The organism is Bradyrhizobium sp. AUGA SZCCT0169, from assembly GCF_018130085.1.
In the GTDB taxonomy this organism is placed as follows: Bacteria; Pseudomonadota; Alphaproteobacteria; order Rhizobiales; family Xanthobacteraceae; genus Bradyrhizobium.
Window position 1 is genome coordinate 240784 of record NZ_JAFCMC010000001.1, and the last position, 15465, is coordinate 256248.

General features: G+C 59.7%; 22 protein-coding genes. 13 read left to right on the forward strand and 9 right to left on the reverse strand.

Annotated features, from left to right (window positions below):
• Positions 1 to 1364: 1364 nt before the first annotated feature.
• Positions 1365 to 1574 (reverse strand): hypothetical protein, encoded by a 210-nt coding sequence (locus JQ609_RS01155; protein ID WP_212271713.1) that lies wholly within the window; start codon positions 1572 to 1574, stop codon positions 1365 to 1367.
• A 68-nt stretch (positions 1575 to 1642) separates the two neighbouring features.
• Between JQ609_RS01155 and JQ609_RS01160 the strand changes: the two genes are divergently transcribed.
• The 3 genes from JQ609_RS01160 (at position 1643) to JQ609_RS01170 (ending at position 3594) form a co-directional block, all read left to right on the forward strand.
• Complete coding sequence (locus JQ609_RS01160) at positions 1643 to 2242, forward strand: hypothetical protein (RefSeq protein ID WP_212271714.1); 600 nt, start codon at positions 1643 to 1645, stop codon at positions 2240 to 2242.
• Between the two features lie 203 nt (positions 2243 to 2445).
• Positions 2446 to 3129 (forward strand): hypothetical protein, encoded by a 684-nt coding sequence (locus tag JQ609_RS01165; protein WP_212271715.1) that lies wholly within the window; start codon positions 2446 to 2448, stop codon positions 3127 to 3129.
• A gap of 72 nt (positions 3130 to 3201) precedes the next feature.
• Entirely contained in the window at positions 3202 to 3594 is a 393-nt protein-coding gene (locus tag JQ609_RS01170; RefSeq protein ID WP_212271716.1) for a hypothetical protein, read from the forward strand.
• Positions 3595 to 3709: 115 nt separating this feature from the next.
• Here the strand turns inward: JQ609_RS01170 and JQ609_RS01175 are convergent, their stop codons facing one another.
• Complete coding sequence (locus JQ609_RS01175) at positions 3710 to 4357, reverse strand: NAD(P)-dependent oxidoreductase (protein WP_212271717.1); 648 nt, start codon at positions 4355 to 4357, stop codon at positions 3710 to 3712.
• 836 nt (positions 4358 to 5193) lie between these two features.
• On the opposite strand from JQ609_RS01175, the gene JQ609_RS01180 reads away from it, so the two are divergent.
• The 4 genes from JQ609_RS01180 (at position 5194) to JQ609_RS01195 (ending at position 8046) form a co-directional block, all read left to right on the forward strand.
• Positions 5194 to 5352, forward strand: coding sequence for a hypothetical protein (locus tag JQ609_RS01180; protein ID WP_212210159.1), 159 nt, complete (start codon positions 5194 to 5196; stop codon positions 5350 to 5352).
• A gap of 1164 nt (positions 5353 to 6516) precedes the next feature.
• Positions 6517 to 6714, forward strand: a complete 198-nt coding sequence (locus JQ609_RS01185) for a hypothetical protein (RefSeq protein WP_212210160.1) — start codon at positions 6517 to 6519, stop codon at positions 6712 to 6714.
• Between the two features lie 86 nt (positions 6715 to 6800).
• Positions 6801 to 7280 carry a response regulator transcription factor gene (locus tag JQ609_RS01190; RefSeq protein WP_212271718.1) on the forward strand — a complete coding sequence of 160 codons (480 nt, stop codon included), beginning with the start codon at positions 6801 to 6803 and terminating at the stop codon, positions 7278 to 7280.
• Positions 7281 to 7380: 100 nt separating this feature from the next.
• On the forward strand, positions 7381 to 8046 hold the full coding sequence (locus JQ609_RS01195) for an SOS response-associated peptidase (RefSeq protein ID WP_212271719.1): 666 nt from the start codon (positions 7381 to 7383) through the stop codon (positions 8044 to 8046).
• A 41-nt stretch (positions 8047 to 8087) separates the two neighbouring features.
• On the opposite strand, the gene JQ609_RS01200 is transcribed toward JQ609_RS01195, so the two are convergent.
• Positions 8088 to 8276, reverse strand: a complete 189-nt coding sequence (locus JQ609_RS01200; protein WP_212271720.1) for a hypothetical protein — start codon at positions 8274 to 8276, stop codon at positions 8088 to 8090.
• Positions 8277 to 9014: 738 nt separating this feature from the next.
• On the opposite strand from JQ609_RS01200, the gene JQ609_RS01205 reads away from it, so the two are divergent.
• The 4 genes from JQ609_RS01205 (at position 9015) to JQ609_RS01220 (ending at position 11289) form a co-directional block, all read left to right on the forward strand.
• The gene (locus tag JQ609_RS01205) at positions 9015 to 9710 is read left to right on the forward strand and encodes a Crp/Fnr family transcriptional regulator (RefSeq protein WP_212210163.1); all 696 of its coding nucleotides are present in this window, start codon (positions 9015 to 9017) and stop codon (positions 9708 to 9710) included.
• Between the two features lie 193 nt (positions 9711 to 9903).
• Positions 9904 to 10125 carry a hypothetical protein gene (locus JQ609_RS01210; RefSeq protein ID WP_212210164.1) on the forward strand — a complete coding sequence of 74 codons (222 nt, stop codon included), beginning with the start codon at positions 9904 to 9906 and terminating at the stop codon, positions 10123 to 10125.
• A gap of 517 nt (positions 10126 to 10642) precedes the next feature.
• Positions 10643 to 10882, forward strand: coding sequence for a DUF6894 family protein (locus tag JQ609_RS01215; RefSeq protein ID WP_212210165.1), 240 nt, complete (start codon positions 10643 to 10645; stop codon positions 10880 to 10882).
• 227 nt (positions 10883 to 11109) lie between these two features.
• Positions 11110 to 11289, forward strand: a complete 180-nt coding sequence (locus tag JQ609_RS01220; protein ID WP_212210166.1) for a hypothetical protein — start codon at positions 11110 to 11112, stop codon at positions 11287 to 11289.
• A gap of 32 nt (positions 11290 to 11321) precedes the next feature.
• Here the strand turns inward: JQ609_RS01220 and JQ609_RS01225 are convergent, their stop codons facing one another.
• Positions 11322 to 11588: a DUF3551 domain-containing protein gene (locus JQ609_RS01225; protein ID WP_212271721.1), complete on the reverse strand. Its 267-nt coding sequence runs from the start codon at positions 11586 to 11588 to the stop codon at positions 11322 to 11324.
• Positions 11589 to 11900: 312 nt separating this feature from the next.
• Between JQ609_RS01225 and JQ609_RS35445 the strand changes: the two genes are divergently transcribed.
• Together JQ609_RS35445 and JQ609_RS01230 are read left to right on the forward strand one after the other, a co-directional pair.
• Complete coding sequence (locus JQ609_RS35445; protein WP_283813755.1) at positions 11901 to 12029, forward strand: hypothetical protein; 129 nt, start codon at positions 11901 to 11903, stop codon at positions 12027 to 12029.
• A gap of 80 nt (positions 12030 to 12109) precedes the next feature.
• Complete coding sequence (locus JQ609_RS01230) at positions 12110 to 12373, forward strand: DUF3551 domain-containing protein (RefSeq protein WP_212210168.1); 264 nt, start codon at positions 12110 to 12112, stop codon at positions 12371 to 12373.
• A gap of 594 nt (positions 12374 to 12967) precedes the next feature.
• Here the strand turns inward: JQ609_RS01230 and JQ609_RS01235 are convergent.
• The 5 genes from JQ609_RS01235 to JQ609_RS01255 form a co-directional block, all read right to left on the reverse strand.
• Positions 12968 to 13162 carry a hypothetical protein gene (locus JQ609_RS01235; protein WP_212271722.1) on the reverse strand — a complete coding sequence of 65 codons (195 nt, stop codon included), beginning with the start codon at positions 13160 to 13162 and terminating at the stop codon, positions 12968 to 12970.
• 181 nt (positions 13163 to 13343) lie between these two features.
• Positions 13344 to 13529: a hypothetical protein gene (locus JQ609_RS01240; protein ID WP_192739913.1), complete on the reverse strand. Its 186-nt coding sequence runs from the start codon at positions 13527 to 13529 to the stop codon at positions 13344 to 13346.
• A 599-nt stretch (positions 13530 to 14128) separates the two neighbouring features.
• A complete protein-coding gene (locus tag JQ609_RS01245) occupies positions 14129 to 14809 on the reverse strand; it encodes a Crp/Fnr family transcriptional regulator (protein WP_212210170.1) in 681 nt (226 codons plus the stop codon).
• A gap of 228 nt (positions 14810 to 15037) precedes the next feature.
• The gene (locus tag JQ609_RS01250) at positions 15038 to 15244 is read right to left on the reverse strand and encodes a hypothetical protein (RefSeq protein ID WP_212271723.1); all 207 of its coding nucleotides are present in this window, start codon (positions 15242 to 15244) and stop codon (positions 15038 to 15040) included.
• Positions 15244 to 15444, reverse strand: a complete 201-nt coding sequence (locus JQ609_RS01255; RefSeq protein WP_212002266.1) for a hypothetical protein — start codon at positions 15442 to 15444, stop codon at positions 15244 to 15246. Before JQ609_RS01255 ends, JQ609_RS01250 begins: the two co-directional genes overlap by 1 nt.
• Positions 15445 to 15465 lie beyond the last annotated feature (21 nt).

A 15465-nucleotide genomic window follows, 5' to 3' on the forward strand; every position in this document is an offset into this window, starting at 1 on the left:
ACACTCGACTTCACTGGGCAAATTTTGCCCGGTGTATGGTTAGTAAAGGGTTAATTTCCGGGAGATTTGGCGCCTCGATCCATCCCTCCGCGGCCATTCAGCCTAAGACCGTCATCCTGAGGAGCGGCGCCTTCGCCGCGTCTCGAAGGACGACGGCCACCAGCCGGGCCACGCATCCTTCGAGGCTCGCTGCGCTCGCACCTCAGGATGACGGAAACACACCTTCGCGATCCCGCGACGCCAAGCGCCCGGGTGATTCAAACCGTTCCTCCCCAAAACAAGGGAGCAGGGAATGCCGGGTGCGCGCTGCACCCGTGGTCTCGTGTGCAATTGTGCAACAAGAGTGCGCACACGAGCATACAGGGCAGCGGAGAGCATCCGACATTCCCTGCGCAATGGCTTTACGGCTTATATCGCGCTCTCCCCGGCGAGACGGCCTCTATTGCCACCGTCGCCCCTCGGAAGCGTTGGCTCCCGAAAGACTTGACGCCGTTACGGGCGCCAGGACCACACGCTTTCGCCGTACGCTTCAGCCGCGACCGTCAATCGCAACCTCAGCGTCCACCGCATCCCACCCCGCGTCCGGACGATCGCGATACGCCCCTCGTAGAGGGATGAGACGGGAGAGATATGCCAGGTGAGTTGGGGTGGCTGTCAAGAGGAATTTCCGTAAATCAGAAAATAACTCCTGGGCACTTGGTGTGCCGTCGGCCGCGACGTTGAACTGCCACCTTGACCGAGCACCCCGGCCCCGGTTCCAAAACAATCCTTTGAACCTTTGCCCGTCCCTGCAGACAGATAGCTACCGGGGGATTGCACTTTCCGGGGCTAGCACAGCGCTACTAAGCATCATTCGGCTTTGGGGCGCTGTTGCGTTAGTGGCCTATTTTGAACCTGCGAGTGGCCTATGTCGGTCACTACCCTTTCCTGCAAAGGAAGGTCTATGACCGAAGGGCGACGTTTCAAGCAAATCGACCCGCTCGACAAAGGCCTGTTGAAGGAAGCCGAGCGGCGCTGGAGAGAGGCTCGAATGGCTCTGCCCGGTGTGGTGGAGCGCGACAGGCTTGCTCGCGAAGCGCCACTAGCAGAACCGGCCTCTAGCAAGAGGGTTGCGGCACCCCGCCAGAAGGCTCTGACCAAAGCGTAGGCCGCCTCTGGTGGCCTCTTTCTTGGAACCCGAATTTTGCAATCGCTCAATTTCATCAGGGCCGTAGGGCGAATTGAGCCGACCTGTCCGCCGTAGCTCAAAGTGCGAAGGCGGAAGGCGTAATCCGCCATTTGTCGTGGTTCGGACGGCGGATTGCGCTGTCGCTAATCCGCTCCGTAGTTCTCCGTCCGTGAACGGAGTTTCCAACCCGGCGACTTTAGCAATCGTCCCATGTCTCAATAGTCGCCTCACCCGGCCCGTTGTTCCAAACGACCACCAGCCCATCGCGCACTTCGAGGAAGGATGTTGGATTATCGGGCAACGTGACGACGGCCTTGCCTCCCGATGGGATGACTTTTTCCAACGTTTCGAGTTCAACGAATATCGTCAGTGGCTTGCGGGTGCCATTTTCAATCGGGAATTTCATGCTTTCACACTTTTGGGCCGCCTCGGTTGGCGGCTCTAATCACGAGCCAAGTTTGCTGCTATTAACATATGTTCGACGATCGCATCGAATTCCCCTTTGCCGACCCTATCCATTCGGCGGTTGAAATCCATCACTCACCAATAGGCTTGGCGCGCGGACTAAGGAAGATCGGGCTGCGGCATGACACGGAAACTGGCAGCCCTCATATTTCTTCTCTCGACATGCTGTGCGATTGCGGCCGACTCTGCATGGGACGTCCTGGACGCTTTGGCTTAACCGGCACATGGTCGGCCAACTGCGGTCAGCCCGCGACGGTCAGCGGCTTTCATACGATCTTCTCCAGGGATGCTGATGGGCTTGCAAGGCGCGAGCTGGATTTCGGCGCGAAATCGATTTATGCGACCATTGTTGACGGCGCAGAAATAATCTCATCTTCAATGCTGAAAATTACTGTCCGTAACGCTGATCCGAAATTTGCGGAATTCAATGGGAAGACCTTCTGGACTGTGTTTTTAAAGGAGAACGATCGTCAGACCGAAAAGGCTTTCCGCATTCGGTTTTTCCAATCCATAACAACTGAGGGCAAAATCGTCGTAAAGGACGGCATTGACTCGCGGTTTGGGAAGCCCAGCCCCTGGCTATACAAATGCCGCAGTGCGTTGTCATGAACCGCCATGGCTGGAAACGTGAGTGAGCCGAAGGCGTAATCCGCCGCTTTGGTTTTCGATCGAACGGCGGATTACGCTGTCGCTCATCCTACGCGCAACGCGCTCCAGACCGCCCCAGCGCTGACGAAAATGCGACCGGCGCATTTTGACATCAAGCAAATGCCCACCATATGCTTCCCCGGAATCGACAAGAGGCAGCGGCGATGTTTGAGTGGCTCAAGGAAGGCGCGCGAGGCGCTGTCAGTGCAGCTACGAAAGGCGTGACCGAAGCTGCCGCTGCCTTGAAGGCGCTGGCTGACAGCATGGCCAGGCGCGCGGCAGAGGCCGCTGATCTTGGCAAGCTGCTCGACATTCTCGATAAAATCCCGGGTGTCGATTTCCAAAGACGGGAGCCGGATGCCGCTTACCTCGCAACGATGATGGCTGCCTTTCAAATGGGCGAACTGTCTCTCGTCGTTACCTGCACCGGCCCGAAATCGACGGATATCGAGATTTTGCGCATGATGCCGCTAGCCGCTGCGGAGGCCGACGCGCTGGTCGGGTCAGCCAAATTTAGCGCCACCGTGCTGACCGCGGGGCAGGAAGGCCGCCCTGCCATCCAGATGCTCATGAACAAGGAAAACCTTGCGCAGAACTACCGTCATGTATCGGTCGATGCCCTGATCAAGGGTTTGATGAAACCGATCGAAAACGTTCCGTTCGTCGGTGGCGTTTTAGCGGCCGCGTTGGGCCTTGTTGCGCGTCCGATCGCCAGGCTTATTCTGGATATTATTTTTACGCAGGCTGAAAACATCATCCGCTACGCGCGCGGTGGAAATGCCGTTCTCCCTGCTCCGACGGAGCAACCCATCTCCCGAGTCCAGTTGAGGAAAAACCTGATCTGGTAGCTGGGGCTGAGGAGGAGGAAAAAAGGGCCTTAGGGCAGATCGAGCCGCTGGCGAGCCGACGGGTGACAGCCGATGAAGTGTCTTCGGATATACGCAACCCCGGACGGTGAATCTCACTTCGGTGAAGTGGAAATCCCCATGACGGCAAAGGTGACCGTCGCTCCTGGTGCCAAGCCGTTTCACGTGTCCAGGCGCTATCCCGCGTCAAGCATGGAATTCACTCAAATTCCTGCCGGCATGCGACAGGTTGACTGGCACACCGTTCCGGCGCGGGTATTGACTGTCAGGCTGACCGGGGCGGTCGAGTACGAGACTGATGACGGCGAGGTGCGGCAGGTCCCTGCGGGCGAGTTCGTGCTGGTGGAGGACACACACGGAAAGGGCCATCTGTCCCGTCACTCCACAGACGAGCAAACCGTTCTCTGGATCAGGCTACCCGACGGCCTCGATTTGCCGCCCGCATAGTCCGCCGACGACGCCGAAAGTCTGCAAACGGCCCATCGCAACATTGCGGCTGTTGCACAGAGGCGGTCGGTATCGGAGCGAGGCGGAGAGCGCCGAAGATTTATGAGCATGTGCCCTAGTTGCGTACCGTTATGGCCTTCCTGAAGGTCGCGGGGTCATCGAGGATCTTGACCAGATACTCGGCCACATCAGCGCGGGTGGCTGTTGAGGTGATGTTCCAGCGCAGGTCGGTGCCGGCCTTCAGGTTTCCGCGAGCAGGCTTGAATGTCAGCGTTGCCGGTCGAACGATCGTCCAATCGCAGTCACTCTCCCGGACGGCGGCCTCCTGCTTCTCCTTGTCTGCCATCACTTCCTTGAGTGCGAGCTTGACCAGGAAGCCTGCGCCGAAACTGCCGGTGCGGTAGCTCTCACCGACACTCACCGAACTTTCGACGATGAGCCGGCCGCGGCCTCGTGGCATGGCGGCCAGAATGTTCATGGTGCCCACCGAGCAAACCGGGACGCCGGGCTGGCGTCGACCCCGATCGTCCTTCGCCTGAGGTATCGCCCCCAACGTGCAGATGACCGCATCCATACCCCGAACCGCAGATGCCACCGAGGCTGGATCCATTGCATCGCCCTTGACGATTCCGAGTTTCGGATGCGTCAAGGGCATGCGCTTGATATCACGGACAAAGGCCGTGACGACGTGGCATGCGGACAGAGCGGACTCAACGACGAGCCGTCCCGTCGACCCCGTCGCACCAAAGACAACGACGTTCATCACACCCTCCCGTCGCGCGGCTTCGACGCGCCATCGCTGTGCGCAGTGGTTTGGTCCGTGAAGCCGGAAGCCTTCTTGCGTGGATACTCAGGCAGCAACAGCTCGGGGGATTGCCGCGCGCAGTTCAGGCGTTGTTGTTGCGACGACATGATGGAAAGGACTCCTTGGGTTGGCGGCCGCGGCATCGACGACGCTACGTTGCGGCGTGTTTGCGGTCGATTGGGCCGAGGAAGAGGGCGAGCCATACCAAGGTGTCGGTCCGCAGGGCGGATCGAGCCGGTTGTCCGCTGTCGCCGAAGGGGCGAAGACCGCCATCTTGTAGTCGGTTCGAACGGCGGATCACGCTGTCGCAAATTCGCCCTAATAGATCGGCCGCGACGAAACCGTTTTCCCGGGTCGCGAAGTCGTCCTGAAACAGAGCGCCGGTAGCCTATGTCAGGTCAAACAAGGGGAAGCTCAAACAAGGGGAACGGTCATGTTAGTCGCCATCCTCAATTCGATTTACCGCCATTTCCTCACGGCTGCCATCGTTGGTATGGCCATGACCCAGGGGAGGCGGCGATGACCGAGTTCATAGCAGCCCTGTTGGCCTTCCTCAGCATCGGCGTTTTCGTGGCGCACGCGTTGGACGCCTATCGCACCGGCTAGGGTCGTAGCGGCGGACTACGCTGCCGCTGATCCGCCCTGCGCGCTGGCGAAGCGTCGCGGCCCGCTCACTCGGGGCGGCTTGTCCGGGATCGCGACGCTGCGTGACAGCGGTCACAGTCCGCGGGATAGCGCCGCGGCATACTCGCTCCAGATCAACGGCGACATATCGCCAAACACGGAGCGGGACCATGCACAGCCAGACCTCGATCTTGCGCGATGCCGAACTCGACTTCGTGAGCGGCGGTGACAAGAACGCCAAGGGGCAGACGGTGCCCCACAAGGAACCCAGGCCGCCCGTCGTCAATACGCCGGTCGTGCCCGCTCTTTTGATCAAGTTCCATTTCTGACAGACCGCGCTCCTTGCGGGTCACGTCGCGCTTCCTGATTCCGTGATCAGGACCACCTCCAAAAGTGACTGAACTTGCTTCCCCGGCCCTCCGACCTATCCAAAGGCGTCCGAATTCCCCTCTGCGAGGGTTAGGTGGCCGAACTCGTCCTGGAAGCAATCTGCCACCTTCTCGCGGCGCTTTTCGAACTCGGCTCCGGCCTGCCACCGCTCAAACCAAAACCGGGCATGCCGAGCGTCCCCCAAGTCCCTGCAAAAAGACTGTCCTGATTCAGATTGACTGATGTCCTCGGTCGGTACCGGACGCCTGGTCCTGATCTACTACCCCGGAGTTTCCCGAGAGCCGGATTGACCGGCGGTCGCCGATGCGACAATTTGCTGGCATTGATCGAACCTATTTTTCCCGATTGCAGATACCGACATGGATAACAGCGCCGAATATTGGCGGCGGGCGCTAGCGGCCCACGACCAAGCGCGACGGGCCACGAATGAGACGGACAGGGCTGCCTGGCGACGGATTGCCGAGAGCTTTACGACTCTCTTCCGGCAGGTTCAAAGTGAAGAAGCCGAAGGAGCAATGGCCGCTGTCGACTCGGTTGACGCAGCGACAAGCGACGATGCTCTGAAGAACTAGCGCCGGGGCCATGTTGCTGCGAGCCCGGATGGCGGATGACGCTGTCGCTAATCCGCCCGACGCGCTGCTATTTTTTCTTCCAGAACCGCGCGAGGATTTTGGGCCTAGCTCGCTTGCTGGCAAGTCTGGACCCGCTTGGCGGCGATGCTTGCTTCCTGACCATCCAGCGATGCGTGATATCGCACCTCGGGCAGTGCAAGGTTTGCAACTCGAATCCGGGTTGATCTGGCTGCGTACGAACGAGGGTCAGGTCGCTGTGACAGGTAGGGCAATGCGCCGGTTCTCCAGCCTTCATTTTCCCAAGCCTCCCGAGGGAGCAACAGGCAGTAGGGTAGACCATAAGAAATTTGTGGCCAGATCAAGAAACGGAATTTGAGGGCCAGCCGAGCCGCGATTTGCGCTGTGTGTGCACAAGTGGACAGACCGGCAGTACCGGTGGCGTATTGTCCTGGCATCACCGCCCGGCCAGTGGCTTCCATCGGTGATGGACCACCGGTCGTGGCCCGCCTCCCCCAGGGAATGAGCAGCGCCATGCAGCGACGCATTTTCAAACAGACCGCCCCGCTAGATCAACGTTTGACGGAAGAGGCAGAACGCCTGCGCAAGGAAGCGCGCGGCACCCCGCCGGGCGTTGCGCGCGACGAGCTCATTCGCCGGGCCCGACAGGCCGAGACGGCTTCGCACATGCAGGAATGGCTGGCCTCAGCGGGCCTGCAGGCCCCGCGGTAACGCCGAAGCCTGCGTCGATCAAGCCACGGCCTGTCACGCAGAAGCCGACGCCGATCCTGCGTGCCTGACGCAGCACCCTGCGCCAAATGTTCACTTTTGAACATTATTTCGGAACCAATCCTTTCCAGCGTCACTTACTCTCCCGGAGGACTGCAACACTGCTGCAGGGAGCGGTTGAAGTGGATCATGCGGTTACCATACTGGTCGTCGAGGACGACCATCTCATCCAGGCCATGGTCGAAGATGCGCTTGCAGACGGCGGCTTCAAATCAGCCATCACAACATCCGGCGAGGAAGCCATTGCGCTGCTCCAGGGTGATGAAGCGCAATACCGGGCGGTCGTGACCGACATCAATCTGCTCGGAAGCCTGAACGGATGGCAAGTCGCTCGCGCGGCCAGAGAGACCGATCCGGCGATGCCCGTAATCTATATGACCGGCACTCACGAAGGGGAGTGGGCTTCCAAAGGCGTCCCCAACAGTGTTCTGCTCGCCAAACCCTTTGCCCCGGCACAGCTTGTGACCGCCATTTCCAATTTGCTCAATACCGGAACGCCGCCGACATAGGCGATGTGCCGCGGAAGCGGACCGATCTGCGCATCCGTACGGTCACTGGCCCATATTGAAATTGCGAGTGGCTTAATCGGCCGGTACCGTCGATCGCAACATGTGCAATCTCTATTCGATCACGACCAACCAGGAAGCGATCAGCCGGCTGTTTCGCGTCGTCAACCGGTACGTCGGCAACCTCGCCCCGATGCCCGGCGTATTCCCCGACTATCCCGCGCCGGTCGTGCGCAACACCGATCACGGCACTGAGCTGGTGACGATGCGCTGGGGCATGCCGCCGCCACCGCGCACCGGCGGCCCGCCGGTCACCAACATCCGCAACACCTCTTCGCCGCACTGGCGCGGCTGGCTGAAGCCGGAAAATCGCTGCCTGGTGCCGGTGAACAGTTTTGCGGAATACGCGCCGGAGCCCGATCCGGAGACGAAAAAGAAGGACGTGGTCTGGTTCGCCCTCCATGACGATCGGCCGCTGTTCGCCTTCGGCGGCATCTGGACCGAGTTCAAGGGCGATCGCGGCACCAAGTCGAAGCCGATCCCCGGTCCGCACAACGTCTACGGTTTTCTCACGACGACGCCGAATGCGATCGTCGAGCCCGTTCACCCCAAGGCGATGCCGGTGATCCTGACGACCGACGAGGAACGCGACGTCTGGATGCGCGCGCCATGGGATGAGGCCAAGGGGCTGCAGCGGCCGCTAGCGGATGACGCGCTCAGGATCGTGACGCGCGGTATCGACAAGGAAGACAAGGCAGCGGCAGGTTAAAACGAGCGCGGCGGGCAGGGCCGGATCACATTCCCTAGGGATCAAGCCGCGGCGGATTGCGGTTCCGGCCCGGCGGCCACCACGCCGGCGCGGCGGATATTCAGAATCTGCCACTTCGAGGTATCGAAGCAATCGGCGGCCTTCGCCTCCGCGGCGGCGGCATCCGGTGCCTGAATGGCGATGTGGAATGTCCTCGCACCGTCACTCAGCGTCATTCTGAAAACCTGCATTCTTGGGCGCCCTCCATCTGCTGAAAAGGTGGCGCGGGCAGGGTTAATTTTTCGTTACCGACGTTTGGGCTGTCGCTGATCCCCCACGCGCGGGTTTGGCTGTTTACTTGCCGTTAAGTCCCCGGCGCGACGATATTCGAATGAGGGTGCTGGCGGCCACGATCGTTGCTCTCCTTGTGCTCCATTTTGTGGACGAGCATTTCCATGGCTCGTACTATTCGCGCAGTGCGAAAGCCGTCATTTCTCAGATGGCAAGATCGTTCGGTTAGGCCGATCCAGGTCCTGCGAAGTCGTCCTGGTTCCGGCGTCATCCGCCCTTTGGTGTTCGGGGGGGCGGACGGCGAATTGCGCGTTCGTCCATCCGCTCCAATAGTTCCGGAAATGAAACTCCGCGAGATCGACGAGTAGCGGAACAAAGCCGCTCCGTCGACGTAAGTCCGGATGGACAATTTGGAAAAGCGCAAGGAAGAGGCTTTGGTCGTGGTGTCACTGAGCACCGCGACGCTGATAACGTGCTTTGGTATCGCGCTTGCGTTGCTCTAGCGCCGCGCGCCTCGTTCGGCCTGAGTGGTCGAATTCCAGCCTGGCAGCCTCCCTGGCAGCGTCGCCCCCATAAGTTGCCTACAAGACAGACGAAGGCCGCAAATGTCTGCTAGATGACATTATCACCGCGCCGTCCGGGGCTTCTTTCGGTGACTGAGAGTTCGTCGCGCTCCCGCCTTCTCCAAAGAGAGCGCCATGCGCGGTCATCGAGAAAATCAACTTTTGTCCCGGCTCGATCGCGCCACCTTCGCGCACCTCGAGCCGCACCTCATCATCGCAGAACTGCGTCAGGGTTTTGCGATCGCGGAAACCCATGCGCATGTCCAGAGGGTATACTTCCCCCATGGCGGCATCATTTCCTGTGTCGTCGAGTTGTCCAACGGAGGCCGGATCGAAACCGGCATGATCGGCAGGGACGGTCAGTACGGCGCAGGCCCCGCGATGGATCACAAGATCTCCCTGAACCATGTCGTGATGCTGGTTGCGGGGTCCGCTTCGGTTGTCGATGCCGACCGGCTGCGCGATCTCACCCGGGAGAATCCTAAACTCCGGCAGATGCTGATGCACTATGAACAGTTCTTCCTCGCGCAGGTGCAACAGACCTGTGCGTGCAACGCGGTTCATGACGTCTATTCCCGCACCTGCAAATGGCTCCTGAGGATGCAGCAACTCGTCGGCGACGACATACCGCTGACGCAGGAATTTCTCGCCCAGATGATCGGCGTGCGCCGAACCAGCGTCACGGCAGTGGCGGGGAAATTGCAGGACGCCGGATTGATCTCCTATGCGCGAGGCCGGGTTCACATCATCGACATTGCCAGGATTCAACAGCGCGCTTGCGAGTGCGATGCGGCCGTCAATTCTCACTACGCGCGCATCTTCGACGGCTGAAAGCTGCCGCCCGGGCGTGCGATTTTCCCGATGCCATGCCAGCGCAACACGACGCAAGTTTCGCGCGCAGGCGAACGCATGCCAGCAGCAGCGGGCCGGGCATGGCGAGGGTTTGAAATGTCGGGCAGCGGACAGACGATCCGGACGACCGTGGAGTAAAATCCAACAAGGGCGTTTGGGTGAGGACAAGGCCATGGTCCAGACCAGAAGACGGATCAAGCACACGGCCACTTTCGAGGAGCGGCTGGCGGAAGAGGCCCTGCGGTTCAAGGAAGCGGCTGAAGAGCAACCTGCCGGCAGCACAGCCCGGGAGCTGCTCTTGCGCCGGGCGCAACAGGCTGAAACAGCCTCACGCATGAACCGGTGGCTGTCGCCGCCAGGGTTGGCATCGTCGGGGCTGGCATCGCGCAAGTGATCGAGTACCGCGCGTATACGGTCGGCCAGGACGGCATATGACCGCCTCACGCGCCTTTACCTGTCCCGGTATGCCGACGCCATCGTCCGGACCAGGCGACTGCTCGACGGTTGCGATATCGAGCTTTGGAGTGGCACGCGCCTCGTGATCAGGCTGGAGCGCTTCGGCGACCCATGCAGCGTAACAGAGCCGCCGGCATAGCAGGCGACGGGCGGCCCGGCCGGCTGTGCCCGGCAGGCGTGGCGCGTGGCGATGCGACGTTACCCGGTCGTGAGTTCGACGGTGAGGATCGTTCGCCCGGTGCCGTCGGGGCCGTCCAGGAGAGTCTCTCTGTCACCGATAAATACCTGGGGAATCGGGCGATGATGTTCCACGCTAACCGCCCCTTTGCCATTCGTCTGCTCGCTAGGCGACGTCGGGACGAAAAACTTGGCGACCCCTGGCACCTGTTCGCCGACTGACAGAGCAACTTATTGCAAATGTGCATGTTGAGTAGCGTTGGTAGTCGAGAACCAGCATGCCGCGATATTACTTTCACATCGATGAGTTGGACACCGATCCCGACGGCACCGAACTGCCCGACCTCGAAGCCGCGCGCCGGGAAGCGCTGCTGGCGGCGCGCGAAATGCTTGCCGAGTGGATCGTCCTCGCCATCGACGGCATGCCGATGAGGATTTTGATCGCGGACGAGGCAGGAAACGTGCTGGATACCGTCCATTTGCGCGACGCGCTGCCGCGAGGGCTGAAGGAGAAATAGAACCAGTATCTCATTGCGGCCTTTTCATTGAGCCTTGTCAGGCCCGTCATCATTGCCAGGGAGGGCAGGGGCCAGCCTGATGGCCTTGGAAGCTTCGGGCCTGCCAGCGCGGCGACCGGTTCGGCTGCGGCCGCACAAATTTCACCGTGCGGCCGGATGCAGAACCGTGGTATGTTGGGAGATTAGCGCGACCGGCATTGATTGCAGACAAGTATCGATTTTTTCCGATGGAATACCGCGGCAAGAATTACCTGATTTTCGAAGGCGACCAGCCCAATTCGTGGCGATGGGCGGTGACGCTTGACGACCACACCACCAAAAGCGGTGAAACGAAAACGCGCAGCGAGGCCATTACGCAGGTGGTACTGGCGGTCGACCGGGCCCTTTCGAAATCGGGCAGCCGATGAATAGGGCCGCCAACGGGGGCCTGCTAGACAGCTCAGTAGCCCCGGCGATAACGCCGCTCGCCTTGTCTCGGCGCTGCCGCACCAGCGTAAAACGGGTTGAGCTGGCACTGCGCAGCGCGGCCGGAAGCCGATGCCGCGCATTGGGCCATCGTATAGTAGGTGCAATCTTCAAACGAGCCGCCGCCCCACGGAACGACATGCGCACAAACTGGAAACGCCGGGTCATAGGTCTGCGCCGGAGCTTGTTCGGCTGCGGTAACCAGACCAATCGTTAGAAACGTCAAAGCCAGAATGCGCATCGGAACATCCCTCGAAATCGCCAACCAGAACTGCCTCGCGGGTTTACTGTCGAGGCCGCTTGCTGGAGCGTAACGTCTGCCGCAAAGCTTCGGCACGGACGCGCAACACAATCACTGATACTAGCGCGCCTTCTCCCGCTGCACGCCCTCGAATTTAGCCGCCTCGGTCAAGGCTTCGTTATTAGGCTTCAGCATCAACACGGCCGCTTCAGTTGGACGGCTTTTGTGATTCCCATCACATTCCCGCAAGAACAGCCTCGGCACACTCGCTCCGGATCAACGGCGAGCCCTCGCCAAGCATCGAGCGGGACGATGCGCAAGATAGCCGGCTTCGTGATTCTCGCCCTGCTCGTTGCGGCGGCGATGCACCCCAACAACAGATATCATCCGCCGGCAGCGACCAGCCACGTCATCAACCCCCTGAACATCACCAGGAATTAATCCGCCCGGGTTGAACTTTTCGAGGGGCTAGCCCGTCTATCTATCGAAAGCGATTGATAGCAATTCAAGGAGCTTCGACCATGCGCCGCAATGTTTCCCTTGCCATTCTGGCAGCCGTTTCCGCCTTGACCGTCGTCGGATCGATGTCGCCGGCGCCCGCAGCCGAGCGCATCCAGGATCGCTATTGCCTGCAAGGCCGCCAGTGGGGCTATCCCGGCAATTGCCAGTTCTCCAGCTATCAGCAGTGCATGGCGACCGCGTACGGGACCGACGCCTATTGTGGCATCAACCCCATGCACGCCCACGCCTACTATCCGCGCGGCCGCTACTACGACCGGTACTGATCTGCGCGCGGCCTGTTTCGGTCAGCGCGCAGGGCGGAGTGAGCCGACGGGTCGCGCAAGGCGCGGCCCGAGGCGGCGACTCAGTCCGCCATCCTGTCTTGGGTTCGAACGGCGGATGGCGCTCCAGCTCATCCGCCTTGAGCGCTAGGACGCGTACTCATAAATGCGAGATGTCCGCTTCTTGGGGCATTACGCAACTTCTCCTGGGCCGCCTTATATTCGTCTTCGAGGGGCAGTTTGTCGAAATCGGGCTGGTAGCCGTTCTTCTCGTATGTCGACCTAGGTATCGGGATGGAAACGCCGTCGTATTCAACCTGAGCCGACTGATCGGGTGTTTTGAATAATCCGGTAGGCATGATGCCAGCCCTCCTTGCTTTGGCTTAAGCATATCACGAGGACCTTGATCGCCCCGGCTCACCCAAACAAAAGGACCGCCGGAGACCGGCGGTCCTTTCGTTTACAGTTGGGATTGATGCGCTCGACTTTGCTCTAGCCTTAGACAGTGGCCGCTATGGGTCTCTTATGTCTCTTGTTGGTGCTAGCCGGTGCGAGAACCTATCGATCAAACCAACCTTCCTTAAAGCTGGGCGCGGCTCAAGGAAGATCAAGTGAGGGATGCTGACCTAGCCCCTTGCCAATGTTGGTGAGGTCAATACCCTTCGCCTTGACGTTGGCTGCGAAGATGTCTGGATCGTTGCCAGTGTCGAACAAGATCGGTTTACCGGCGACCTCCACGAGCGCGGAGAAGCCCCAATCCTTCTTCGTTGCGGCAGGTGCCGAAAGCGTCATAGAGGATGGTGATCTGGCTGTTAGGCTCAGCCGCGGCCGTTGTAGCAGGGGCAACCACGGCAGCGACACCGCCAAGTGCGGCCGCAAAGAACAATGTTGCGCGAAGTTTCATGGAAGTCCTCCTTCTTTGAGAACACCCCCATTGAGGCAGGCGCTTGCCGTCCTCCACACTCACTGAATCTCAATTCCTCTGCGCAACATTGACTTCGCGAATCGCCAGATAAAGGCTGATCGTACCTACAATGACGGGAAGTAGTCCTATGAGCATCCAGGCCCAAGACGAGCCAGCGCCGATCGCGCTAGCAGCAATGCAAAATCCAAAGGCAATGATACCTACCGAGATTGAGAGCGAGAATGCGTCATTCATAATGACCTCCAAAGACCGATGCCTGTCGGATGAAGCCAGCCTCTCAGTAAGTTTCGCCATCAAAGCCAACGGAGGTAATTTAGCCCGGATGTCTTAATTCGCCCGTGAGAAGCTGGGTGACCTCCGGCAATTTAAGGAGGCCTGTTACATCGCAATCGACGCAGCGGAATTTGCGTCCTCCCGTCTTCACGAGCACAAATCGCATAGGCATGCTGCACTTCGGGCAGATCGGAGGCGGGGAATTCTTGGGCATGGGATCTCCCTTTCACCAAGGCGGGAGCTCAACACTCCAGTCACCGACAACAGCCGAAAGCGCGAAACGGTGATAAATCACCGTGCGCCTTTTAACGGTCCAATAGCGAGTCAAATTCCGAGCAATCGACACGGTATTCAGGCACTCGGCCATTTCCAGTTTATATCGGCGCAATAGTTCCGTTCGATCAGCCGGATGAAGGATCGGCTGGCGGCTTCCGCACTCGACTACCAACATTGATTGGCATTGTAGCGTAGCGCTTTCCAGATCGCGGATTTGCTGGCGAAGCCCTAGCGACGCGCCCGGCGGGTTGGCTTGTGACGCCTGGGGGCAATTCCATATCGTTTTACAATTCGCGCTTGATCTCGGGCTTGTCGTACAAGACCGCGTTCAGCAATGAACTGTTGACCTCTATTTTTCCGTTGTAGCTTATGAAGCCGAGCTTGCGGAATCGGTTCATGAAGAAGCTGACGCGGGATCGTGTCGTTCCAATCATTTCGGCCAATGTCTCCTGGCTGATATTCGGAGTGATCGGTTGAGGGCTTCCCTCCTTGCCGAAATTCGCCAGCAGGAGCAGCAGGCGCGCCAACCGTTTTTCACTGGAGTTGAAGAGCTGGTCGATCAGGTCCTCTTCTATCCGGCTGTTGCGGGTCAGCAGATAGGCCATGAACAGCTCGGAAAACTTGGGTTGATCGTGCAGTGCCGCGACCATGGCGCTCTTCGTTATCGCGGTCACCAGGCATTCCTCCATCGCTGTCGTCGTCGCGATCCGCAGCGAATGGCCGTTCATGCAGCCTTCGCCAAAGAACTGGCCGGGTCCTAAAATGCCGACCACGGCTTCCTTGCCTTGCTCGGATAGGACAACGACCTTAACTCGGCCTTTCTGAATGTAGAACACCGCGTTTGCCGCATCGCCCTGCGCGAAGACGACCTCATCCTTGCGAAACTCAAGGATAGTCTTCCCTTCGCCCACCTTGGCGAGAAACTCCTTTGGATCAAATTTTGCTTGATCGGTATTGTTTGGCATGTCCGGTTCCGTTCCCCGCGGTGGGACGCCTACCATACCATTCACGCCGCCGACGTCCTGAAGTAAAAGTGCCGCACGATGAAGGTTTCACAGCCGGGATGAACGAGGCAGCCTCGCCCTGAGCTATCTCGCGCCTTCAGGGAAATGCACGTCAGATTGAAGCAGCCGAAGAGCATGCGGGGGCGGATGGAGCGGTCAGCAGCGGCCTACGGCTGTTGCCGTTCATGTTCAAGCCTCCGCGCTGACGAAAATATCGAACGCCTCGTAAGCCTGTTGCGGCGTCTTTCCTTCCTTGAATGCGTTTGGGAAGCAGATCGCATCCGCCAGAAGGAATTCATCCGGGACAGGAAACAGGGCGCGAAGTTCGGCGAGCCAGTTCGCGTATGAGGGCGGGTTGAACTTGCCCAAGGTGTAGTTATCGCTGAATGCGTGCATTAGTTCGGAACCTTCAGGCCGGGAGATCGCAGCCAGTCGCTCAGGTGCGATCCGGTTTCGGCCTGTCGGGCCTTGCGGATCGTGGCCTCCCGAACCGCGCCAGGTGGAAGCAATTTGGCTTGCTCGCGCAGGCAGTGTGCTTCTTCGGCAAGACGTTGCTCGAGGATTTCAGGTGGTGTGTAGTGCTGTCTTTGCTGCATAGGGCTGCTCCGTTCCATCGA